Origin of the sequence: Pseudoalteromonas sp. B160, assembly GCF_037162485.1 — a bacterium.
Taxonomy (GTDB): Bacteria; Pseudomonadota; Gammaproteobacteria; order Enterobacterales; family Alteromonadaceae; genus Pseudoalteromonas; species Pseudoalteromonas rhizosphaerae.
On the sequence record NZ_JARLUX010000002.1, the window covers coordinates 689,544 to 712,102 of the forward strand.

Sequence of the window (22,559 nt, forward strand, 5' to 3'; positions counted from 1 at the left end):
ATATAATAACTAAATTGGCTGCAATTTTATGTAGTGCTTGTATCAGTACATCGGCACTGGCCAAGACCCAAGCACAATTTGATGAATATGTTGCAGGTTTAAAACAAGAAGCAGCACAAAAAGGCTACGATAGTCAATTAATTGAAGATGCTTTCGCTACAGCACACTTTAAAGAAAAGGTAATTTCTGCTGATAAAAATCAGCCTGAAGTTAAAGAAACCTTAGAGACTTACTTACCAAAGCGTGTGCCACAATGGAAAATTGACCGCGCACGTAAACTATACGCTGAAAATAAAGATATTTTAGAACAAATTGCAGCCGAGTACGGCGTGCAAGCACGCTTTATTGTTGCGTTATGGGGCCTTGAAAGTAATTTTGGTAAAATCCAAGGCGGTCACAACGTTATTTCATCGGTAGTCACGCTGGCTTTTGATGGCCGTCGCGAAACTATGTATAAAAACCAATTATGGGCCGCGCTTGACATTCTAAAGGAAGGGCACATTACTTTAGATAAATTCAAAGGTTCATGGGCAGGTGCAATGGGGCAAACGCAATTTATGCCAACCTCATTTAATGCCTACGCCGTAGATTATGATAAAGATGGTCGAAAAGATATTTGGACCACCCAAGTTGATGCCTTTGCATCAATAGCTAACTATTTAAAGCAAGCTGGCTGGAATAGTGATCTTACTTGGGGTCGTCAAATTAAGTTACCACAGAGCTTCGAACCTAGCTATGTATTGCAACGTGGCACTAAAACACGTACTCAATGGTTAGAGTTTTGGGCTGATTCAGAGCGTTCACTAGCTGATTGGCAAGCTTTAGGTGTACGTAAAATGGATGGTACTGATTTACCAGCCGTAGATGTAACGGCGGCATTGGTTATGCCTGATGATATGAATGGCCGTATGTATTTAGCTTATGATAATTACAAAGCGTTAATGCATTGGAATCGCTCATATTACTTTGCCACCAGTGTTGGTTACTTGTCTGATCGCATTGGTTACCCAGCGATTTAATAAGTAATTAGGTGCTAGGCTCTAGGTAATTAGGTACTAGGGCGTTTACAGAAAGCGCGAGTTTATCTCGCGCTTTGCTTTGTAAAAAATGTATAAACTTGCAAGGGTCGGTAGGCTTTAAGTTGTATGTCCGGAGTTAAACTTGACTGCGTAGGTTGGGTAGAGTGCAGCGAAACCCAACGAAAAATCCTCTGTAAACCTGAACTAAAAAACTGCATTAATTAATAAGCGTTATATTTATTCTGTGTTGTGTTTAAAAGCTTGTTATAACTACTTTTTCACCAGTTTCAAATTATAAAAATTATCTCTGATAAACTTATAAAGCCTTAAATTTGGCCCATGTTCTATTAAATCTTTAATAGGTAAAGTCCATTCATCAAAACCTTTCATTTTAATAACCAATATGTGCATCTCAGCTTCCTCTGCATTACTACCTGCGACAGCACGCTTATGGCCAATTTCATAACGCATGGATTCTAGTCGGTCTTTATAAATAACATCAGTACCGAACACACCATCTCGAATATGTAGTTTCCCTTTGCTAATCCATGCTGCCGGCTTTGTTCCATTCTTAAACCAAAAGGTGAATGAAGCTAAGTAGCAAAGAGTAATAATTGATAATGAATACACCCATTCCAACCCAAGCTCTGCAAGTAAAAGTACCACGAAAATCATTGGTGATAGAGAGGCTAAAAATATCTGAAAATAATCTCGATTTCGAGGTAATATCATAATTAAATTTAACACCATTCCTTAGATAGTCTAGCGGCTCAACCTTCCTATTCGGGTAATTGGCAACACACTAATTATTTTAAATCGTGATAATTCCAGCAATAACTACTTTTGTAAACAGTTAATTAAACTAACGGGCATTATGGCTCGTAAGTTCCGTAAAACGACGTAACAATGTTATTGGACAAATCACATCCAGATTATTTAAAAAGCTAAACTTTAGCTTTACAGATATTTACTGGTTGTTTTGATGTCTGAAGACAAGATTTGACCCCTTTGTTGTTGACCCCTTTGTTGTTAAGGGCTACTTACCGGATTTTCCTAGCATACCCCTTTTTGACTACTCTACCTATATAGCTATTTAAGCCTTGCCCAGCTCTTGCTAGCCTATGCATTTCGTTGATGCTGGCTGCACCTGCACTTTGATTCGTGTATAGATAGACTGATCCATCTCCGAACTGAACGGTGATTTCGCCTGCTCCAATTTCGTATGCAACCACATTCGAGTTACCACCCAAGTTTTTATAACGTTCCATCATCACTTCCTCTTTAGTTGATACCACTTCGATTTGGAGCTAAAGCCCCCTTAACATTTTTATAGTGCGCGAAGGGCGGCTCTTTCGGCTCCGACCACACTCACATGTATACTTTACACAGTTTTAACAAATTGCCTAAGATATTACTATCACAAAGTTTTCTAATATCTTCAAGTAGAGCTAAATTGAACAATATACGCGCGTCGCTCATATCCTTGAATATGTGAGCAAACAACGTTTTACTACTTAATTAGCTATTATCAATAGCCGGGTATTGCTCACAGCCGAACTTAGTTAGAGCACTATGAGTTCAACCGAGCTTTGCTCTGAATATCAAATTCGACACTAACCAAAATAAATACACATACTGATGCGAATTATTGTGCTGATTTGAGTCATAAAGTTTTCTTTTCAACCTTTGTTGAAAAAATGTCTTAAAACTGAACTAGCTGACGTAGTCATTCCAGCACAGAAAAAGCGACTAATAATATCTTTTTCACCGTTTCAGGGGCCACACCTCGAGCTAGCTGTGTCGATGCATTGCTTAGCTGCGCGTCAATATAAGTAGCAACAAATTCCGATGACATGTCCACAGAAAACTCTCCCTTAGTCTTTGAACGCTCTACCCATTTCTTGAAAAAAACTAATCCCTGCTTTTCAAGAAAATCTATTTGCGCTTGTGTTTCTTTTCCCAAATGTACTCGTGATTCGCGCATTTTTATAAAAAGACAGCCATTTGGAGATTCATCATGACAATTAACTGAAGTGGCAAACGATATAAGGTTATCAAGGGCCTCTTTAAATGGAACGTCACTATTTAGCATCTGCTGCACAGGCTCTAACACTTGCTCCTGATACCTAATCAGGACAGCTTTCATCAAGCCATCTTCATTAGAAAATTCACGGTAAAGACCAGGTTTAGATACACCCGATCTTCTGCAAATTTCATTAAGGGATAAATTACCTATATTGTCTTTCCAGTAAGAATCCATTGCCACATCTAAAACATGATCGCGATCTAAGGTCTTTGGACGCCCTCTAACGGGCTTAACTGTATTTGAAATCATTTTGTACCACTCGGTATTTTAATTTGACAGGCTGTTCTTTACGGTTTATTGTACCGGCTGGTATTTAATTAGGCAAAGCAAATAGGAAAGAATAATGAACGAAACACAAAAAAGCATCGTTATCACAGGTAGCAGCAGTGGATTTGGTCAAAAGTCAGTAAAAGATTTTGCTGATAAAGGCTATCTAGTGTTCGCTACTATGCGCGGCCCTGAAGGCAAAAACGCTGCAGTTAAAGCCGAATTAGAAGCGTATAGCGATTCTATTCAGGTTGTTGATATGGATGTTACTAACGACGATTCTGTCAAAACCGCCATTGCGAGTGTGCTAGATAAAGCGGGAAAAATTGATGTGTTACTAAACAATGCTGGCGTAATGTATCTTGGCATTACAGAAGCATTTAGCATTGATCAAGCTCGCGAGCAGATGGAAACCAACTACTATGGCGCTATGCGAACCATTCTGGCAGTTTTGCCTGCGATGCGTGAAGCTAAGTCTGGCCTGATCATCAATACCTCATCAATGGTTGGCCAAATTTCAGCGCCGTATTTCTCTACTTACGCAGCGACAAAACATGCTTTAGAAGGCTACCTCCAAGGTTTACGCTACGAAGTAGCACCATTCGGCATCGATGTCGCCATCGTACAACCAGGGCCATTCCCTACAGGTCTAAGTGCATCAGGACAACAACCATCACGCACAGACATACTGGACAGCTACGGCGAATTGGCAAACATTCCTGCCGCTATGTTCGAGGAATTCGGTAAATTTATGCAGAGCGATCAAGCGCCTAATCCACAAATGGTGGTAGATGCCTATTTAGCGCTAGCAGACATGCCTAAAGGTAAACGCCCAACACGCACAGCAGTTGGTTTAGTTTGGGGTGTAGATGAAATAAACGCAGCTAAACAACCTATCCAAGATCGTGTTTTGACAGAAATGCAACTAGACAAGGTGCTAGGTGGTGTTGACGTATAATTTTAGTCATCAGGGGGCAAGTTGTTTTGCCCCTTTGCTTATCAAGTTACAATTAAATGTAAGATTAAATGAACTATTTATCTGCGAGCTTACAGGAACAACTTATCTTTTTATTCACCACTGAGAACACCGAGGCGCTTCGCGCTGCACAGAGTAAAAATTTTTGGACTTTTATTTACTTCTTGCTGAACTCTGTGGTTAAACTTTTAGAACCTAGAACCTAGAACCTAGAACCTAGAACCTAGAACCTAGAACCTAGAACCTAGAACCTAGAACCTAGAACCTAGAACCTAGAACCTAGAACCTAGAACCTAGAACCTAGAACCTAGCTCCATAAAGCTCGCTAACTTTACTCTCGTCCCTCGCTAACTCTTCATTTCTTCAATATCTTATCTTTAAAGTCGAGTACTTTACCAATACCTGAGCCTAGCTTCATTAAGCTTTGTAGCTGTTCAGGGCTTAAGCGCTGTAGTTCTGAAGACCACTTAGTGACGGTTTCGAGTAGATCATGAATTTCATGCATTTGTTGCTGGGCAAACTTTTCATCGTCGTTGGTTGCAGGCTCTAACAAATTATCTCTGAGTAAACTGAGAGTAGGGTCAATCTCACGCTTTTTACGTTCTTCGAATACGCGGTTTGCCATATCCCAAATAGTACCTGCAGGGGCGTAATATTCTTTTCTGTCACCTGGAATATGCTGCACTTTTATTAAACGCCAAGATTGCAGTTCTTTGATCCCCATGCTGACATTACCACGAGAAATGCTTAAGGCATCGGCGATTTCGTTCGCTGTCATTGGCTCTTTGGTGATGATCAATAATCCACACATTTGGCCAATGGTGCGATTAAAACCCCAACGACTACCCATTTCGCCACAGTGCATTACAAAGGCAAAGTTCTTATCTGATAATGTCATTGCTTCTCAAGTTTCAATAAATAATGAAATTAATGCTAGCACGCTGAATATGTTTAGCAAGATTTACTGCGCAATACGCTGAATTTTCCTTGGCTGAATCAAGCCTATGGGATTATGTGCTGGTACTAGGGCGTGTTGACCTTTGTGGATTAAAATTTGTTCACTCTAGGGGTGATTTAATGGCGGCGCGAGGTTTGTAACCTAGTGGGGCTAAGTAAAAATCGAGCAACAAAGAGTTAATCGCCCCTAGGAAGAACCCTAAGGGCAGCGCGTGTTTGGCATTGATGCTGCGTTATCGCCTATTTATGGGGAACAACCACACTACATAGGCTCTGCCTTGCCTAAATACCAAACACACTGCTGCAAAATTAATCACAAAAGGTCAACACGCCCAAATGTCGTTCAGAACAAGTTATATCACTAAAGTTTGATTTAGATTAATTTTTACTCATCTAGAGTCGCGTAAGGTGTACACTAAATTACGACAACTAATTTCTTAACAACAACTACTCAATAACAACTTCGCAACAACAAGGAACGAGCAATGAAAGCAGCCGTTAATAGTACTTACAAAGGCAAATTAGAAATTTCAGACTTACCCATTCCAACCGTTGGAGTCAATGATGTTTTAGTTAAAATAGCCGCATGTGGTGTGTGTCATACTGATTTACATGCCTGTCATGGTGATTGGCCAGTAAAGCCTAAAATGCCGTTAGTTCCAGGGCATGAAGGTGTTGGAGTGATCGAACAGCTGGGTAGCAATATTACTCATTTAGAAATTGGTGATCGTGTTGGCATTCCTTGGCTATACAGTGCATGTGGTCATTGTGAATTTTGTTTAGAAGGTAAAGAGACCTTATGTCTTTCACAGCATAATACGGGTTACTCAGTTGATGGTAGTTACGCAGAATATTGCTTAGCCGATGGGAACTATGTTGTAAAGATCCCTGAAGGCTTAGGTTTTTCAGAAGCTGCGCCATTATTTTGTGCCGGTGTTACAACCTATAAAGCGCTAAAAGTGTCAGGTGCTAAGCCAGGACAATGGGTCGCTATTGTTGGTGTAGGTGGGCTTGGGCATCTTGCGGTGCAATATGCAAAGGCAATGGGCTTTAATGTAATTGCAGTGGATACTGGTGTTGAAAAACTGGCTTTAGCAAAAGAGTTAGGTGCAGATATCACACTGGACTTTAAAGAATGTGTACCATCAGAAGCTATATTTGAACAGGTAGGGGGCGCACATGCTGTGGTATGTACCGCTGTATCCAAGCCAGGGTTTGAGCAAGCTTATAAGAGTGTTCGCCGTGGTGGAAAATGCGTGTTAGTTGGTCTGCCTCCAGAGGATATGCCGTTGCCTATTTTTGATACTGTACTCAATGGCGTTTCTGTTGTTGGCTCAATTGTTGGCACACGTAGAGATTTACAAGAATGTTTAGAGTTTGCTGCACAGGGCAAAGTTAAAGCAATTATTGAAGAAAAACGTCTTGAAGATATCAATGACATATTTGACGATATGCTCAAAGGTGAAATTAATGGCCGTATAGTAGTCACTATGTAAACGTAAAAAAGCGCACAAGCATTTTGTGCGCTTTTACAGCTTATAACTTAAAGCTTATAGCTCAAAGTTAGCTTCGCATTGCGTTCTTCGCCTGGCATACCACCTAAAAACATTGCTTTTGAGTAATAAACTTTATTAAACAAATTATTTAAATTTAGCTGTAAGCCCCATTTATCAGTGTTATAACTTAACGCAGCATCATAAATAGTATAGCTTGGTACATAACCATCAGGAATGCCGAATGATGACGAATTAGTACTGCGATCATCAACATACTTTACGCCCGCACTTAATTTTAGTGGCTGGGCTAGTTCAAACCACTGAGCACTGTATGTTAACCATGTGCTTGCTGTTACATAAGGCACACCTTTTTGACGCGCAGCAAATGTGCTCACATTAGGGTTTTTCTGTTCACGCGCATCTTGATAAACACCATTGATATTGACCTTCCATTGATCATTTAAATAGGCATTTAGATCAAGCTCGACACCACGGGTTTTTTCTTCACCATTAAAGTAATTTTTTGGGACCGATGGATCTGGCTTTGTATCATCATAGGCAGGGTTTGCATATTCTAAGTTAGTACGTGCAGTGTCAAATACCACGAATGAGGCGAGTACCTGATCATCAAAGGCTTTTACTCTTATACCTAAATCAGTACTAAGAGACTGTGCATCATCACGGTCAGCTTCATTGCCTGAAACAGAGCCTAAAACGCTATACGCAGTGCGACCCTTCGAATGGTTTATAAATATAGACAGGTCATCAGTCGGTTTGTATGTCGCGCCTAAATTATAGGTTAAACCATTATCCGAGGTACTTGCTTCTGGCGTCGCAGCAGCGGCACTGGCCCGGTAACGTGCATCAACACCTAAATGTTCATATTTTTGAGTAATTTCGTTGTATGCAACACCAATACGGGTTGTGAAGCTGTCATTGATATAAGCAACATGTTGCAGTCCTAAGCCCCATGCTTGCACTTTTTTACTATAGTTACTGGTTTTAAGCGGATCATAGTCGCTAAATTGCCCGTCTGACCAAACCGGTGTACGAATATCTAGAATATAGGGTAAAGAGCCTTGATAGGTTATATCGCCATTTTTATCTTTGAGAATATAGTCTTTATCCCAAATAGAATACTGCGTGAAGCGTATATCGCGGTCTTCATAATTAGCATTGACTAAAAATTCGTTTTCTATATCACCTAAACTAAAGTCATAGCGTAAATCTGCAAAGTATTGCCATGACTTTTCATCGGCCTCTACTTGGCGATATTCTTGACGGCGTGCAGCAAATGGATAAAGTACATCATCAACTACCAATGGCGCACGAGGATCAGCATTGATCACGCCATTTCTTTGCCAATAGACATAATTATAGGCGCCTGTTTGACGTGCAAAACTTGACTCATAATTACGGTATTGTAACTGTTGATTTAAAAATAAATTGTCAGTTATGTAGTAATTATGAGTGAGTTTAAAACGCAGTTCTTCACCTTTATTATCTTTTGCCATGGGTGAGATAATACCGCGATGACCAAATTTATACGGTGTTAAACCATCAGACGCTGCAAGTGAATTCGCTAATTGTTGGCGCTGTGCATCAGATAATTGCAGCCCAGCAGTGGTTGGATCATTGACTAAATCATCCGCAGTTACTTGGCCGGCGGTTTTGCCATTTACCGACTGCGCATTATAAATACGGATAGGGTGGCCAATTGAATCAACTGCAATGGCATCTTTAATATAAGCGGCTGAGATCATAATATTTTGGCGGTCATTGAACACATATTTTAATGCGCCGTAGATTTCATCGCGGTCATCTTTTAAATCACGGTAGCCATCACTGTGTGCTGTTTTTGCATTAACTCTGTATGCTAGATTTTCGGTAATTGCGTTGGTGCTATCAATTGATAATGAATAGGTATTCCATTGACCAATTTCCGCTTGTATGTTGTGCTGCTCTGTAAACTGTGGCTTTTTTTCAATCAAGTTAATAACACCACCTGCGCTGCCCATGCCATATAAACCAGTGGCGGGACCTTTTAATACTTCTACGGCCTCCACATTGGTTAGTGATCGAGTTGGATTGAATGTGTTTCCTAGGCCCGCACCGCCATACATACCATCATAAGTATAATTTGCACCAAGGCCACGGATCACTAAATTGTCGCCAATTCCGTAGTTATTACCTGCTTGGGTTACACCACTGATATTACGCGCTAAGTCTTGTAAGTTATCAACGCCTTGCGAGTTTATAAGTTCCTGATCGACGATAACGATAGGCGCAGGTGTTTCCATTAACGACATATCAGATTTTGTTGCTAAACCCGAGTTTAATACAACATGATTTTGTTTTTGATAAACTGTGATGTGCTCAAGATCGGATTGTTCGGCCGCAGTTGCATTATATGCTGTTAAACAGGCTAGGGTAATTAGAGAGAATTTATGCGTTGTCATAGTCATTACCATTAAAAAATTTTCGTAATGATAATGTGTGGCATTTGTATTTCAAGTTTTAATTACCTAAAAAAGGCAATTATTTAAACCTACCCCAAGCTGCTTACCTTTTGCTTTCAAAATATTAATATATTAACAACGTATTTAGTTAGCTGTTAGTTTAACCCTTGCTTAATGATGGAGTTAGCTTAACGCTAACTCCACACATTTATTTATAAGCAACACCTGCTTTCATCACAAATGCTACATTTTCTAGCAAGGTTATGTCTTGCAGTGGATTGCCTTTGACTGCGATGATATCTGCGGCAAAGCCCGTTTTGAGTTGCCCTAACTGAGTGTCAACTTTCAACAATTTAGCACTGTTGATTGTTGCAGCTTGTATTGTTTGCAGAGGGGTCATACCAAACTCAACCATTCGCGAGAATTGTTTTGCATTATCACCATGTGGGTAAATTGCGGCATCGGTACCAAATACCATGTTGACACCCGCTTTTACGGCACGGCTAAAGCTGTCGCGTTGCTTTTTAGATACTTGACGTTCTTTTGCTAAGTTTTCTTCTGCTACACCATTTTGCTCACCAAACGTGAGGGTATATTCAGTGTTATAAATATCCATTGAAAACCAAGTGCCGTGTTTTTTAGCCAGTTTAATTGCTTCATCGTCAACAAAACTGACATGTTCAACACTGTCTACACCGGCTTTAATGGCTGCGGTAATACCACTGGTACCATGTGCATGTGCAGCAACCGTTAAACCGCGCATATGTGCTTCATCAACAATGGCAGTCATTTCTTCTAATGAATACTGTTGAATACCTACTTTTGTGCCCTTGGAAAATACTCCGCCAGTGGCGCAAAACTTAATAACATTGGCACCGTACTTGATGTTTTCGCGTACTTTTGCACGAACAGCCCATGGGCCATCAGCCACACCTTCGGCAGTGTATTTCATTTCAGGAGGTAGACGGTTGTTGTCACAGTGACCACCCGTTACACCCAAAGAGGGACCAGCAGCCCAGATGCGTGGGCCAATAATATCGCCTGCATTAATGCCGTCACGTACTGCAATGACACTGTAACCTTCGGCGCCCACGTTACGTAAGGTTGTAAAACCCGCTTTTAAGGTTTTTTCTGCAAAATAGGCCGCTTTAATCGCTTTACGTGGCACTGACTGACCGATACGTTCACTACGAGGGACTGTTGGATCGCTGGTTAAGTGTACGTGCATATCCATCAGGCCAGGCAGAATGGTTAACTCGGGCAACTTAATATGGTCATCACCTTGTTGTAGGGTTGGCATGGTGCCACTACTGATTTTAGTAATAATACCGTCATCGATTTGAATAAGCGGCGCATTAATAAGCTTGCCATTATTTACGTCTAGCATTGCTTTAGCACTAACGTATGTTGTTGCTTGCGCGCTAAAAGCGCTGACACACAGTAAGCCCAAAGGGACAGAAAGTGATAATTTATTCATTTATTTTCTAATTTTTGATTATTTAATATAGCAATGTAGCAAGCAGTTTTTAGGCTGTAAACAAAACGCGATAAGTATCGTATTTTCTTTATTTAGCGATTTGAAAGCTGCATACTTGCGCTAACTACTTATACTCAGGGATCATTATGAAAAAATTTAAGTTAACCTTGCTTGTCGCTGGTGTACTCAGCGCTTTGTCTGCGTGTTCAAATACGGCTAATAATAATTTAAATAAGCCACAAGCAGCATTAACAAGTGAAACTGCCAGCGCAACAACACAACAATTAAATAGCTTGGTTGAGCAGTACTTTGTGGATTCGTTGCAATTTAGCCCTCTTGGCGCCACTTATATTGGTTATAATCAATACAATAACCAATTTACAGCACCGAGTACTGCGCAAAACCTAGCTCAGCAGCTTGCTTTTTATAAAGATTATCAGCAACGTTTAGCGGCGATTGACCAGCAGCAGTTAACCGGTCAAGCCTTGTTAAGTTATGAAATACTGGCACGGGATTTAGCATTAACAATCGAAGGTTTTCAATTCCCGAGTTACTTATTACCAATTAACCAAATGTCTGGCGCTCACAATACGTTTGCAGGCTTTGGATCGGCGCAAAGTGCGCAGCCATTTGCAAATTACCAAGATTATGAAAATTTCGTCGCGCGTGCTGAAGGTTTTGTAACTTGGTTAAGCAGTGTGCAAGATGCTATGCAGCAAGGGGTAAATGAAGGCATTGTTTTACCAAAGCCATTAGCTGAAAAGTTATTACCGCAATTTCAAGCTCATATAGTTACCAGTGCAGAACAATCTTTATTTTATAGTCCGATAAAGCAGCTTCCAGAGCAATTCACAGCAGCGCAAAAGCAACAACTCACTGACCAATATAGTGCACTTATTATGGATAAGTTGGTCCCAGCTTATACAAAAATGAGCGAGTTTTTAGCAACCACTTATATACCAAATAGCCGTGCAACAGTAGGTTATAGCGATTTACCAAATGGTAAAGCATGGTATGAATACCAAATAAAGAAAAACACCACCTTGAGTTTATCTGCAGATGAAATTCATGAAATTGGTTTAAAAGAAGTATCGCGTATCCTTAATGAAATGAAAAAAGTAAAGGAAACCGTTGGTTTTAAAGGCAGTTTAAGTGAGTTTTTTACTCATTTACGAGATTCTGATGAGTTTTATTTTGATACACCTGAGCAATTAATTGCGGCCTATGAAGCCGTAAAGTTAAAAATTGATGCGCGTGTACCTAAATTATTTAACATTGTCCCCAAAGCTGATTACGTTGTAAAAGCGGTTGAAGATTTTCGTGCTGAGTCTGCGGCAGGAGCATCTTATCAATCACCAGCACCGGATGGCTCTCGTCCGGGAATTTTTTATATTAATACCTTTAATTTAAAAGCGCAGCCTAAGTTTCTACTCGAAACATTGTCAATCCATGAAGCAGCCCCAGGACACCATTTTCAAATCGCCTTACAGCAAGAAGTTCAGTCATTACCTGAGTTTCGAAAATTTGGTGGTTACACAGTGTTCGCCGAAGGTTGGGCATTATATGCTGAAAGTCTAGGTAAAGAATTGGGTTTATTTACCGACCCATATATGTGGTATGGCCGTTTATCTGATGAGCAATTACGCGCTATGCGATTAGTGCTCGATACAGGTTTTCATGCTAAAGGCTGGACTCGTCAACAAGGTATTGATTACATGCTGGCTAATTCCTCAATGGCTTTAAGTGATGTAACCGCAGAAGTTGAGCGCTATATAGCTTGGCCAGGACAAGCATTGTCGTATAAATTAGGGCAATTTAAAATTCAAGAACTGCGAGATTATTGTAAACAAGCATTAGGTGATAAATTTGATATTAAAGAGTTTCATACGCAAATTTTAATTGATGGTGCTTTGCCGATGCCAATACTAGAAGCGAAAATTAAACGTTGGGTTGATACGCAGCGCTAACTTTTAAACTTGAAATAGCGCAAAGCTGAATGTAGCTTTGCGCGCGGTGCTCAATTAAGCTAAAATGCGCGCTATTAGGGGCACCGAGTTATACCATGTTTGAAAACCAATTTTGGCTTGAGAAATCACTTGAGCAAATGTCACAAAATGAGTGGGAAGCCATTTGCGATGGCTGTGGAAAATGCTGTTTAAATACCTTTATAGACAGCGAAGATGAAGATGAGTTTACCGCCACAGATCAACTTCGCGATGGTGAAGAACTCATTTTTACTAATATTGTTTGCCAATACTTAGATAATAATACGTGTGGTTGTAGTGAGTATGAAAATCGACAAACATTAGTCCCGTCATGTGTAAAATTAACTAAAGAAAACCTCGACAGCATTTTCTTCATGCCGCAAAGTTGTAGTTACCGCCGTTTACACGAAGGCCGTGGTTTAGCGTCTTGGCATCCACTAAATAACGGTGGCAGCAAAGAACTAATGCATACATTGGGTATTTCTGTAAAAGACAAAACAGTAAAAGATTGTGATGTAGCTCTAGATGACTTTGATCTGTATGAAGCTGATTGGCCAACGAGGGATTGCGATTAATGACTGCGAAGATTGGTTTGATCAATCCTAAAAGTCCCTCTAACGTTGGCGCAGTGTTAAGAGCTGCGGGTTGCTATGGGGCTGAACAAGTATTTTTTACTGGCACGCGTTATTTAAATGCTAAAAAGTTTCATACCGACACAAAAAATGTTGTTGAACGCATTCCACTGACTTGCGTTGAGGATTTAGCAACAGCAAAGCCCGCAGGTGCGACCGTGGTGGTGATTGAACTAATAGAAGGTGCAACTCCTTTGCCTGAGTTTGTTCATCCTGAAAACGCATTTTATATTTTTGGCCCTGAAGATGGCTCAATTAGCAAAGATGTACTGAACTGGTGCGATGAAGTGGTGTATATCCCAACAATTGGTTGTATGAATTTAGCAGCTACCTGTAATGTGGTTCTTTACGATCGACAAGCTAAACTCGGTGGAGTAGAAAGTTCTGATCAAACGATTATTCAAAGCCGCGACACCAATAATAAAATGATATGGCAGAAATAGTACAAACTGAATTGAACAATTGAAAAAAGGGGCAATTAATGCCCCTTTTTTCGTTTAATTCAAAAAAGTTATTACTTTTTAGTAATTTTGATCTCTGAATTAATAACAATCCCTTCATCTTTTATATCTGTTGCAAAATACACAGACATTGTTTGATTTTTTAATTGTTCAAGTTCTTCCGGGATCACTTGCCCTGTCATTTTAAATACTTCGATGACAGGAGTCATTAATGAGCTGAGGTCAACTGCGGAAGTTAAAAATCCATTTTTTTCAAGCGCTTGTTCTGATAATGTATTTGCAATAGCTGCTGATTTTTCACCAGTGAATAAAACAATATGCTTTCCTTTTTTAGCTAACCTTATATCAAGGCCAGCAGGTAAAGGATAAGGAATTGCAGCATTGACACTAATTGCATCGCCGTTTTCTGGTATTTCAAGCTCCGCTAATGCGGGTAAAAATCCTTTAGCAGTAAAAAGTAAATTATCAGGATCTGTCGCAGAAAGTGTGATTAGCGCGTCTAAAGCTTTTAGTTGTGGCAGTTGATTTGCATCGGCTTCTAAAGCAAGATCTTGAATACTTACACTGACACCTTGAATACCATTAGCCATAGCGGTCATCATTGATAGTGCAGCTAAATTTGAGTCTTGAGTTTGTTGCTGTAAAGCAACAAGAGGTGCACACTCAAATTCAGCTTTTTTAAATGTACTTGAGAGTATATTTAAAAGCGGTGGAATTTTTGAAATATCCGCACCATAAGCAAAGCTTAGCATTTGCCCGTCAAGTTTAGTTGTATGCTCAGGAACAAAACCTCGCACAGATTTTAATGTTTTAATAATATCTGTAGCAGTGCTTTGGAAAATAGCATCAGCTTTAAAATGAGCATCAGAGTTTGTTACTTGTATGTACGTGCTACCGGTTACTGATGCAGGCCAATAACTAACAAGATTGGTAATGTCATTTTGGCACTGTGGTGTTCTAGCTACCTCTAAAGCATTTGGATCACCCAATTCTTTTAATAGTTCATCAAGCATTTCACCTAGGCGTGATGGTGTTCTAGCGGTAATAGCATTAGCAATCTCAACATGGTCTATATACGCAATAGAGTGGCCATCAAATGAATAATTAGTAATATAGTTTTCAAGTTTAGCGGTTTGCGTTAATGATTTTGTTGGTTTATCAATTGCTAAAGCAAGACGTAAATCTTTAATTGTATTAAGTTTTGTATCAAACGTGATGGTAGCCCAGTTATCTTTAACAGACACAATTAAGTTTAATGTAATGTCATTTTCAAGTACTAAAGGGTACGTGTTGTAGTCAACACCTTCGATGGTTTGTGTTGTGAAGTTAATTCCCGCTTTATCAGCTGAGCTATTAATTGTATTAAATAAAGCTGTTTCATCTTCAAGTTGATAGCGTAATACTGGCATTAGACCAATTGTATAGGCTAGAGCTTTATAATCATCGGCGAATCCCCAGGCTGCTTTTAGTGTTTCATAAGATGACAATGATGTTTGATATTGATCTAATAGAGACGCTAAAAACTGTGCATTGTTATCGTTACTTGCCGCTAAGTTTTCGATCAATGGCGTAAAATCGTCAGCACCTTTCATTTGATCTGGAATCAAATTGAAATATTTACTATAGGGAAATGGTTTTAGCTGACCATAAAATAAAGCAGTATCAGCAGGGACGTAATCAAGTTGAGCAAGTTCTAATGAGGCTGTTGAACTGTCAGTTTGTGTATAGATTATTGCACCCGCCGCTACAGCAACTGCGCAACCAGCAAGTAGTTTGGTGTTCATTTGGAAATTCCTTTTTTGTATCAGTACCAAGCGGTACGTTCTGTAGTATTTATGTTTTGTAAAACGATATCATAAAAGTGCGTAGTCTAGCGAGGAAAAGCACTATTAGTGTTGGTTGTAATGAGGGCACGGTATTATATAAAATTATTAATTTTTACTGCGATAAATCGGCAATAGTTGGTTAAGATGCAGATGCGCTAGCAATGGCAGCGAAATAGCAACACTTCGCATAAATATATGTTGGCATTTTGCCCTTGGTAATCATCTACAATAGCAAAGCCACTGTTAATCTCACCTAAATAGGCCATTGCATAGTTAAATATAAAATGTGTACAAGAGGCTAAGTAGCGAGTCTATTTATCAAAAAATCAAAAATGGCGCCATCGTCTTTATGGAAGTGCTAAAAGCCTCCTGATCTTGTTTGTCAACACAATTTAGGTGATAAAAATTTAAACTGGTTTTGATATGTCCTTGAAAAAAAATCACTGCTTTGGAAATTAGCCAGCATCTATGTCCATTTCTAGTTAATTAAATTCGTTAAATAGCGATACCATTGAATAAAAAGTATGGAACGGTCCAAATATTAGTTTGTGATCTTTTTATTGGAGTGTGTAGAATCAAACACAACTTGTTAATGGAGTGAAAATCACGTGAGTGAAATAAATACAAATAAAACGTTTGTCACTGAGCAGTCGCAGCAAAATAATAATTACCTGTTACCTTTGACTGCAATGACAACTCTATTTTTTTATGGGGTTTTATCACAGTACTAAATGATGTACTGATCCCGCGTTTAAAAGGGGTGTTTGATCTTAGTTATACTGGAAGCGATGTTAGTGCAGTTCTGCTTCTTTGGCGCTTACTTTATTGTTTCTTTACCTGCGGGAATATTGGTTAAGAAATTTGGTTATAAAAATGGTGTGCTTAGCGGTCTTATCGTGGCTTCTATCGGCTGTATGTTATTTTACCCTGCTGTAGTCGTACATGAGTATTGGCTATTTTTAACCGCATTATTTGTTCTAGCTGGTGGTATTACCGTATTGCAAGTATCAGCTAACCCTTACGTTGTGGCGCTTGGGCCTGAAAAAACAGCTTCGTCTCGGTTAAATTTAGCGCAAGCGCTTAATTCATTGGGAACTACTATTGGGCCCTATGTTGGTGGTATATTGTTCTTTGGTGCCGCAGGCACATTGACGGCATCTGCGGCGACTGCTGAATCGGTAAAAGTCCCTTATTTAATGCTTGCTGCAGCACTGCTTACTATTGCGGTCGTATTTGCATTTTTAAAACTGCCTGAAATCAAATCACATAAAGAAGAACTTGATTGCAAAGCAAAAGATCATTCTTTAACGCAAGCCCCGCATTTAGTTATGGGGGTGTTAGGTATCTTTTGTTATGTTGGTGGAGAAGTGGCAATAGGCAGCTTTTTAGTTAACTTTTTTGGTGAAGCTCACATTGCAGGACTTGAAGAGCATGCCGCCGCGTCATTAATTGCCTATTATTGGGGCGGGGCGATGGTAGGACGCTTTATTGGCTCTGCTGCATTACAAAAAATTGCACCATCAAAAGCAATTGCTTTTAATGCATTTGCGGTAATTGCGTTACTTCTAATTACAATCTTCACCGAAGGTGACGTTGCTTTGTATGCTGTACTGTCGATTGGTTTATTTAATTCAATTTTGTTTCCAACAATTTTCTCAGTCGCCATTCAAGGGCTAGGTTCATTAACTAGTAAAGGATCAGGTTGGCTTTGTTTAGCGATTGTTGGTGGTGCATTAATACCCTTAATTCAAGGTATTGTTGCTGATGCAATGAATATTCAAGTTAGTTTTATCATCCCAGCACTTTGCTATTGTTTTATCGCTTGGTACGGATTAAATGTTGTAAAACTTGCGAGCAAGTGGCAACAAAAAATAAACTAAGCTAATCGTAAACCTCTTCAGATAAATGCATTTGCAGCACTGTTAATGCATTTATCTACTTATTATTCTCAATTAATTAGCCGCACTCTAAAGTGAAAACTTCTCAGTTATGTTCATTACAAAATAACGACTTATATGCACTGAATACGTATTCAATCGCTATTGCTTATAATATTAATTGGAAGCTTCCAATTTTGAGTTTGTTATTTTTCTGTGTAATTACGAAATTGGCTAACTTTAACTGACAATGAATTACGTTATTAATTTGTTGTATTAATAAGTGCTACACTTAATTTTTTACCATGCTTTATTATTGTTTTTGACTGGGATATAGCAAGTTTTGCCGATAAGATAAGACAAATAGCGTTATTTTTGTTAAAAAGTAGTTAGCTAACAACGATAAAAGATAAATAGGTGTGTCATGCAAAGCTCGCTAAAATTTACCACCAAGGTAACTATCGCAGCATCTGTAGTATTAGTGTTGGTGCTGGGGTTATTTACCATCAATAACTTTATTTCAATGCGCTCACAAACGCAGCAGCAACTGTCTCTAATATTACAAGAAAGCTCTCAATCGGTTTCACAAAATATTGCTAACTGGCTCAATAATAAATTAGCTATTGTTCAGTCTGTTGCGAAAACGCATCAGCAAAATGACACTAAGGAATTAACTCTTAGTCAACTCAATAGCGCAGAAATGGCAGGTAAGTTTAAAAACACCTATATAGGCAAACCTGATGGTACTTTTGTACTCAATGATCAAACAGTTGTATTACCTGCTGATTATGATGCCACAATCCGTCCTTGGTATAAGCTGGTAGAAAATAAAACCACCACAGCGTTTACGACTCCTTATATCGACGTAACCACCAATGAGCTAACTATTTCAGCGGTTGCGCCCATTTTAAATAATGGCCGTTTTAGTGGTGTCGCAGGTGCCGATATTGATATGCAAACCATTACTCAAATAGTCAATGAAATTGATTTTTTAGGTTTTGGTTATGGTTTTCTATTAGACAGTGACGGTCGCATTCTGAGCCATCCAGATATCAAACTAAACGATCAGAGTATGGCGAAGCTGTTTGGTAAAAAGCTTGCTTTAAAAGCTGAATTTGTCGAGCAGGAAATTGCTGGTATTGATCATCTTGTATCATTTACACATATCAAAGGTATTGAAAATGTAGATTGGTATTTAGGTGTGGTGATCAACAAAGATATTGCTTATTCATCTGTTGCTTCATTTAGAAATATGGCTGCAATATATATGTGTTTGGGTGTTATCGCGACGATATTAATGATGCAATTTTCACTGCGTTATTTGATGCGGCCTATGCAGCGTTTAAACGATGCAATTAAAGATATTGCCCAAGGTGAGGGGGATTTAACTCGTCGTTTAGAGATTGAAAACGATGACGAATTTGGTGAACTTTCAGGTTACTTTAATGCCTTTATAGATAAAATTCATACCTCAATTGAGCAAGTAAAAACGACCACGGTTGAACTTGAACGTTCAGTGGAAAGCTTAGTTGAGCAAACAGAGTCGACGCTAACGATGTACAGTGACCAAACTAAACGCACAGACAGTGTTGCAACAGCGATTAATCAGCTGTCATCAAGTGCGATTGAAATATCAGGCAGTGCAAGCCATGCATCAACCCTTGCTACCGATGCGAATTCACAGTCAGTGCAAAGTCAAAGCACGTTAAATGATAATATCAATGCCATTGGTGTGTTATCGCAAAATATGGAACAAGCACAACAAATTATAAGTAGTGTTGCTGAACACTCTGCAAGTATTGGTCAAGTACTCGAAGTTATTAAAGGAGTCAGCGAGCAAACTAATCTACTTGCGCTTAATGCTGCAATTGAAGCCGCTCGTGCCGGTGAGGCTGGTCGTGGATTTGCAGTTGTTGCAGATGAGGTGCGCCAGTTAGCTCACCGTACTCAGCAATCAACTCAAGAAATAGAAAATACTGTTAGCCAATTACAGCAAGGCTCGGACACTGCTGTTTCAGTTATGAAGGCTAGTTTAGTTGAAAGCGAAAATACTGTAAAACAAGCGCAAGCAGCCGGTGAGCAAATGGCAGGAGTAACCAAAGCTATAAAAGCAATTGATGATGTAAATCATAGTGTTGCAAATGCAACCACTGAACAAAATCAGGTAATACAATCTTTAGATAATGATATTCATACAATTAGTGAGTTATCTCAACAAGGCCAGCTAAACTTAAATAATACCTTAGCTGAGTGTACTCGTTTAAAACTGCAATTTGATGAACTTGAAAAAATGGTGCTACGTTTTAAAGTCTAAATGCAATCAGCGATAACTAAAAAGATATAATAAATGACGCCTGAATCACCTGAAAGCCAACCTAGTTGGCTTAACTTAGTTAATATAGACAGTGTTTACAGCGCTGAAAAACAGCGTCGTGCGTTTACATTTTTTACTATGATATTCATTGCGGTTGTATTGATCACAACTTTAGTCACAGTTAACTACTCGGTTTATGCAAAACTTCTGACTATTATGTTAGTGCTATCCGACTTAACCTTTTTTATATGCGCAGTGTATTTTTTGCGTACTGGGCGTTTAACTGGGGTCGCAATACTCGTACTGAGTGTTATTTGTGTATTATGTTTAGCATTGGTGTACACCTGGGGCAAGGAAAATACAGCGCTTTATTGGCTGATGTTTTACCCAGTTGTCTCGTTTTCTACACTCGGCCTAAGAGTTGGATTTTTAGCCGTGTCATCGCTATTAGCACTTACCTGTTTGTTTCTTTATGGTCCTGACATAGGGCAAGTGATGTATGGTAATGCTGAAAAAGTTCGTTTTACCGCCTCATTTATTTTGGTGTTTTTATTCGCTTTTATAGGCGAGTATTTCCGTAATAAAAGCCACTTAGAAATTGCACGCATTACTTTGTTACAAAAGCAAGACGCCTATACTGATCAGTTAACAGGCCTTGCCAATCGGCGCTTTATTAGCAGCCATTTTTTGCCGTTTGCAAAATTGAACTCTGAGCAGTATTTACCTTTTACAGTGTTGTTAATCGATCTGGATTTGTTTAAAAATATTAATGATAATTTTGGGCATGATTTTGGCGATCAAGCATTAATCGAATTTAGTAGGATGCTTGAAACACAGTTACGCTCATCAGATATTAAAGTTCGCTACGGTGGTGAAGAGTTTATGGTGATATTACCAAAAACAGTAATTACTGACGCCTATACCGTAGCCGATAAATTTAGAGAATACGTAGCTGCACAAGTAATAGTGTTTAATGAGCATCAATCTACCTCTGTCACTTGTAGCATAGGGGCTGCACAAGTTGGTCATATCGAAACGTTTAACCAAACAGTTAAACTAGCTGATGAATACTTGTACCAAGCAAAACGCCTAGGGCGAAATAACGTTGTTTCCAGTGAACAGCAACAGGCCAATAATGAACAATAGTCAGCTTATATATGTGTACGACCCAATGTGCAGTTGGTGTTGGGGTTTTCAAAAGTGCTGGCAAAAAATCCAAGACGCCTTAGCGAATGAAGTTGATATTATTTATAAAGTAGGTGGCCTTGCTGTTGATTCCGATCAGCCAATGACAGTAAGTATGCAACAGTTTTTACAACAAACTTGGCAGCGTATTGGCCAGCAAACTGGTGCTAAATTTAACTTTGATTTTTGGCAAAACTGTCAACCACGCCGCAGCACTTATCCTGCGTGTCGGGCGGTTATTGCAGCACGTTATTTCAATAAAGAGCGGGTTATGCTTGGCGCTATCCAGCAGGGGTATTATTTATCGGCACACAATCCTTCGGATCTTAATACACTCGTTAGCTGTGCACAGCAAATAGGTATTGCTGCTGATGAGTTTTTAGCTATATTGCAAAGTGAACAACTTGAACAGGCGTTTCAACAAGAGTTAGCGTATGTTCAGCAGTTACCCGTGCAGGGTTTTCCATCTTTAGTTCTTTGTCATAAACAGCAGTACTTTGCTATCGCCGTAAACTATACCAACGCAAATGCTATGATCAGCACCATTCATTGCATACTTGCTGATTAATTTATTTAATCTCACTTCACTCATCATTCAAGCGTATACGCTTGTTAAATATTAAAAACTATTGCTTTATCTAAGGTAAAAAGCTGTATTTATGGCAGTTGTCATAAAAAGGACTTTTTAGCGCAACACCTCTGTCATTTTTCACCTATAGAATCTCGTTCATTGATATTAAGCAACTAGCAAATCCGCTAATTTAACGAGTAAAGGTGTATGCGATGAAAGGCGTTAAACCATTGATATTAGCTAGTATTGTAGCCATGAGTGCAACAGTGCAAGCAAGTGATTTAAATAAGGTTATCGATAAAAGCAGTGAAATTAACCAGTCAGCTGCGCAATCACAAACAAAAATAGACAAGATTGCAGACTCTATGCAGGGTCGTTTACAACAGTTTAAAACCCTTAATAAAGAAATTGATGGTTTGACAGTTTATAACGCACAACTAAGCAAACAGCTTAGTAACCAAGTGAGTGAAATGGAAGCCATTAACTTATCTATGGATCAAGTGTCTATTATTGAACGTCAAATTACTCCATTAATGCTACGCATGATCACAGGGCTTGAGCAATTTGTTGCTCTTGATGTGCCGTTTCTAACCGATGAACGTGAAAAGCGTTTAGCGTCATTAAAAGACATGATGAACCGTGCTGACATTAATTCAAGTGAAAAATTCCGCCGTGTTTTAGAAGCGTACCAAGTTGAAGTTGATTACGGCCGTACCATCGAAGCCTATACCGCGTTATTAGATGTTGATGGTCAAGAGCGTGAAGTCGATTTCTTACGCATTGGTCGTTTAGAACTTATTTACCTTACTCGCGATGGTAAAAAAGCAGGCTCATGGGATACAACAAGCAAACAGTTTGTTGCCCTGGATGACTCAACAATCAGCCAAATTAGTAAAGGTTTACGTATTGCACGTAAGCAACTTGCCCCAGATATGTTAACACTGCCAGTACACGCTGCGGATTAAGAGGTT

The 22,559-nt window shown here is 39.3% G+C and carries 16 protein-coding genes and 1 pseudogene; 11 read left to right on the forward strand and 6 right to left on the reverse strand.

The window, feature by feature from the left end:
* The first annotated feature begins 2 nt into the window (after window positions 1-2).
* The gene (locus P4S61_RS21605; protein WP_182797812.1) at window positions 3-1,019 is read left to right on the forward strand and encodes a lytic murein transglycosylase; all 1,017 of its coding nucleotides are present in this window, start codon (window positions 3-5) and stop codon (window positions 1,017-1,019) included.
* Window positions 1,020-1,289: 270 nt separating this feature from the next.
* Here the strand turns inward: P4S61_RS21605 and P4S61_RS21610 are convergent, their stop codons facing one another.
* Both P4S61_RS21610 and P4S61_RS21615 read right to left on the reverse strand, forming a co-directional pair.
* Window positions 1,290-1,751 carry a hypothetical protein gene (locus tag P4S61_RS21610; protein ID WP_257326615.1) on the reverse strand — a complete coding sequence of 154 codons (462 nt, stop codon included), beginning with the start codon at window positions 1,749-1,751 and terminating at the stop codon, window positions 1,290-1,292.
* A 994-nt stretch (window positions 1,752-2,745) separates the two neighbouring features.
* On the reverse strand, window positions 2,746-3,354 hold the full coding sequence (locus P4S61_RS21615) for a TetR/AcrR family transcriptional regulator (RefSeq protein WP_145235634.1): 609 nt from the start codon (window positions 3,352-3,354) through the stop codon (window positions 2,746-2,748).
* 94 nt (window positions 3,355-3,448) lie between these two features.
* Between P4S61_RS21615 and P4S61_RS21620 the strand changes: the two genes are divergently transcribed.
* Window positions 3,449-4,330, forward strand: a complete 882-nt coding sequence (locus P4S61_RS21620) for an SDR family oxidoreductase (RefSeq protein ID WP_182740933.1) — start codon at window positions 3,449-3,451, stop codon at window positions 4,328-4,330.
* Window positions 4,331-4,703: 373 nt separating this feature from the next.
* Here the strand turns inward: P4S61_RS21620 and P4S61_RS21625 are convergent, their stop codons facing one another.
* A complete protein-coding gene (locus P4S61_RS21625) occupies window positions 4,704-5,246 on the reverse strand; it encodes a GbsR/MarR family transcriptional regulator (protein WP_182819692.1) in 543 nt (180 codons plus the stop codon).
* Window positions 5,247-5,790: 544 nt separating this feature from the next.
* Here P4S61_RS21625 and adhP point away from each other — a divergent pair.
* A complete protein-coding gene (adhP, locus tag P4S61_RS21630) occupies window positions 5,791-6,801 on the forward strand; it encodes an alcohol dehydrogenase AdhP (protein ID WP_149980237.1) in 1,011 nt (336 codons plus the stop codon).
* 47 nt (window positions 6,802-6,848) lie between these two features.
* Here the strand turns inward: adhP and P4S61_RS21635 are convergent, their stop codons facing one another.
* Together P4S61_RS21635 and P4S61_RS21640 are read right to left on the reverse strand one after the other, a co-directional pair.
* Complete coding sequence (locus tag P4S61_RS21635; protein WP_182819691.1) at window positions 6,849-9,260, reverse strand: TonB-dependent receptor; 2,412 nt, start codon at window positions 9,258-9,260, stop codon at window positions 6,849-6,851.
* Between the two features lie 208 nt (window positions 9,261-9,468).
* Entirely contained in the window at window positions 9,469-10,737 is a 1,269-nt protein-coding gene (locus P4S61_RS21640) for a Xaa-Pro dipeptidase (RefSeq protein WP_182819690.1), read from the reverse strand.
* A gap of 146 nt (window positions 10,738-10,883) precedes the next feature.
* On the opposite strand from P4S61_RS21640, the gene P4S61_RS21645 reads away from it, so the two are divergent.
* The 3 genes from P4S61_RS21645 to P4S61_RS21655 all read left to right on the forward strand — a co-directional run bounded on the left by P4S61_RS21645 (window position 10,884) and on the right by P4S61_RS21655 (window position 13,797).
* Window positions 10,884-12,704, forward strand: coding sequence for a DUF885 domain-containing protein (locus P4S61_RS21645; RefSeq protein WP_182819689.1), 1,821 nt, complete (start codon window positions 10,884-10,886; stop codon window positions 12,702-12,704).
* Window positions 12,705-12,799: 95 nt separating this feature from the next.
* Window positions 12,800-13,297 carry a YcgN family cysteine cluster protein gene (locus P4S61_RS21650; RefSeq protein ID WP_149980241.1) on the forward strand — a complete coding sequence of 166 codons (498 nt, stop codon included), beginning with the start codon at window positions 12,800-12,802 and terminating at the stop codon, window positions 13,295-13,297.
* Entirely contained in the window at window positions 13,297-13,797 is a 501-nt protein-coding gene (locus P4S61_RS21655; RefSeq protein WP_182819688.1) for an RNA methyltransferase, read from the forward strand. Before P4S61_RS21650 ends, P4S61_RS21655 begins: the two co-directional genes overlap by 1 nt.
* Window positions 13,798-13,868: 71 nt before the next feature.
* Here the strand turns inward: P4S61_RS21655 and P4S61_RS21660 are convergent, their stop codons facing one another.
* Window positions 13,869-15,599: a hypothetical protein gene (locus tag P4S61_RS21660; RefSeq protein WP_182819687.1), complete on the reverse strand. Its 1,731-nt coding sequence runs from the start codon at window positions 15,597-15,599 to the stop codon at window positions 13,869-13,871.
* 650 nt (window positions 15,600-16,249) lie between these two features.
* Here P4S61_RS21660 and P4S61_RS21665 point away from each other — a divergent pair.
* From P4S61_RS21665 to P4S61_RS21685, 5 genes and pseudogenes are all read left to right on the forward strand, one after another.
* Window positions 16,250-17,521: pseudogene (locus tag P4S61_RS21665) on the forward strand (sugar MFS transporter).
* Between the two features lie 421 nt (window positions 17,522-17,942).
* Window positions 17,943-19,832 (forward strand): methyl-accepting chemotaxis protein, encoded by a 1,890-nt coding sequence (locus tag P4S61_RS21670; RefSeq protein WP_182735191.1) that lies wholly within the window; start codon window positions 17,943-17,945, stop codon window positions 19,830-19,832.
* A 33-nt stretch (window positions 19,833-19,865) separates the two neighbouring features.
* Complete coding sequence (locus P4S61_RS21675) at window positions 19,866-20,978, forward strand: GGDEF domain-containing protein (RefSeq protein WP_337119183.1); 1,113 nt, start codon at window positions 19,866-19,868, stop codon at window positions 20,976-20,978.
* Window positions 20,968-21,585 carry a DsbA family protein gene (locus tag P4S61_RS21680; RefSeq protein ID WP_337119184.1) on the forward strand — a complete coding sequence of 206 codons (618 nt, stop codon included), beginning with the start codon at window positions 20,968-20,970 and terminating at the stop codon, window positions 21,583-21,585. The genes P4S61_RS21675 and P4S61_RS21680 overlap by 11 nt, the downstream gene beginning before the upstream one ends.
* A 215-nt stretch (window positions 21,586-21,800) precedes the next feature.
* Window positions 21,801-22,553 carry a DUF3450 domain-containing protein gene (locus P4S61_RS21685; protein ID WP_024605229.1) on the forward strand — a complete coding sequence of 251 codons (753 nt, stop codon included), beginning with the start codon at window positions 21,801-21,803 and terminating at the stop codon, window positions 22,551-22,553.
* Window positions 22,554-22,559 lie beyond the last annotated feature (6 nt).

What these genes read in the sequence shown, in the direction of transcription:
- P4S61_RS21615 (WP_145235634.1), bottom strand. Translation starts at nt 3,354, where the DNA reads ATGATTTCAAATACAGTTAAGCCCGTTAGAGGGCGTCCAAAGACCTTA.
- P4S61_RS21685 (WP_024605229.1), top strand. Translation starts at nt 21,801, where the DNA reads ATGAAAGGCGTTAAACCATTGATATTAGCTAGTATTGTAGCCATGAGT.
- P4S61_RS21655 (WP_182819688.1), top strand. Translation starts at nt 13,297, where the DNA reads ATGACTGCGAAGATTGGTTTGATCAATCCTAAAAGTCCCTCTAACGTT.
- P4S61_RS21625 (WP_182819692.1), bottom strand. Translation starts at nt 5,246, where the DNA reads ATGACATTATCAGATAAGAACTTTGCCTTTGTAATGCACTGTGGCGAA.
- P4S61_RS21680 (WP_337119184.1), top strand. Translation starts at nt 20,968, where the DNA reads ATGAACAATAGTCAGCTTATATATGTGTACGACCCAATGTGCAGTTGG.
- P4S61_RS21620 (WP_182740933.1), top strand. Translation starts at nt 3,449, where the DNA reads ATGAACGAAACACAAAAAAGCATCGTTATCACAGGTAGCAGCAGTGGA.
- adhP (WP_149980237.1), top strand. Translation starts at nt 5,791, where the DNA reads ATGAAAGCAGCCGTTAATAGTACTTACAAAGGCAAATTAGAAATTTCA.
- P4S61_RS21660 (WP_182819687.1), bottom strand. Translation starts at nt 15,599, where the DNA reads ATGAACACCAAACTACTTGCTGGTTGCGCAGTTGCTGTAGCGGCGGGT.
- P4S61_RS21645 (WP_182819689.1), top strand. Translation starts at nt 10,884, where the DNA reads ATGAAAAAATTTAAGTTAACCTTGCTTGTCGCTGGTGTACTCAGCGCT.
- P4S61_RS21670 (WP_182735191.1), top strand. Translation starts at nt 17,943, where the DNA reads ATGCAAAGCTCGCTAAAATTTACCACCAAGGTAACTATCGCAGCATCT.
- P4S61_RS21610 (WP_257326615.1), bottom strand. Translation starts at nt 1,751, where the DNA reads ATGATATTACCTCGAAATCGAGATTATTTTCAGATATTTTTAGCCTCT.
- P4S61_RS21675 (WP_337119183.1), top strand. Translation starts at nt 19,866, where the DNA reads ATGACGCCTGAATCACCTGAAAGCCAACCTAGTTGGCTTAACTTAGTT.
- P4S61_RS21635 (WP_182819691.1), bottom strand. Translation starts at nt 9,260, where the DNA reads ATGACAACGCATAAATTCTCTCTAATTACCCTAGCCTGTTTAACAGCA.
- P4S61_RS21640 (WP_182819690.1), bottom strand. Translation starts at nt 10,737, where the DNA reads ATGAATAAATTATCACTTTCTGTCCCTTTGGGCTTACTGTGTGTCAGC.
- P4S61_RS21650 (WP_149980241.1), top strand. Translation starts at nt 12,800, where the DNA reads ATGTTTGAAAACCAATTTTGGCTTGAGAAATCACTTGAGCAAATGTCA.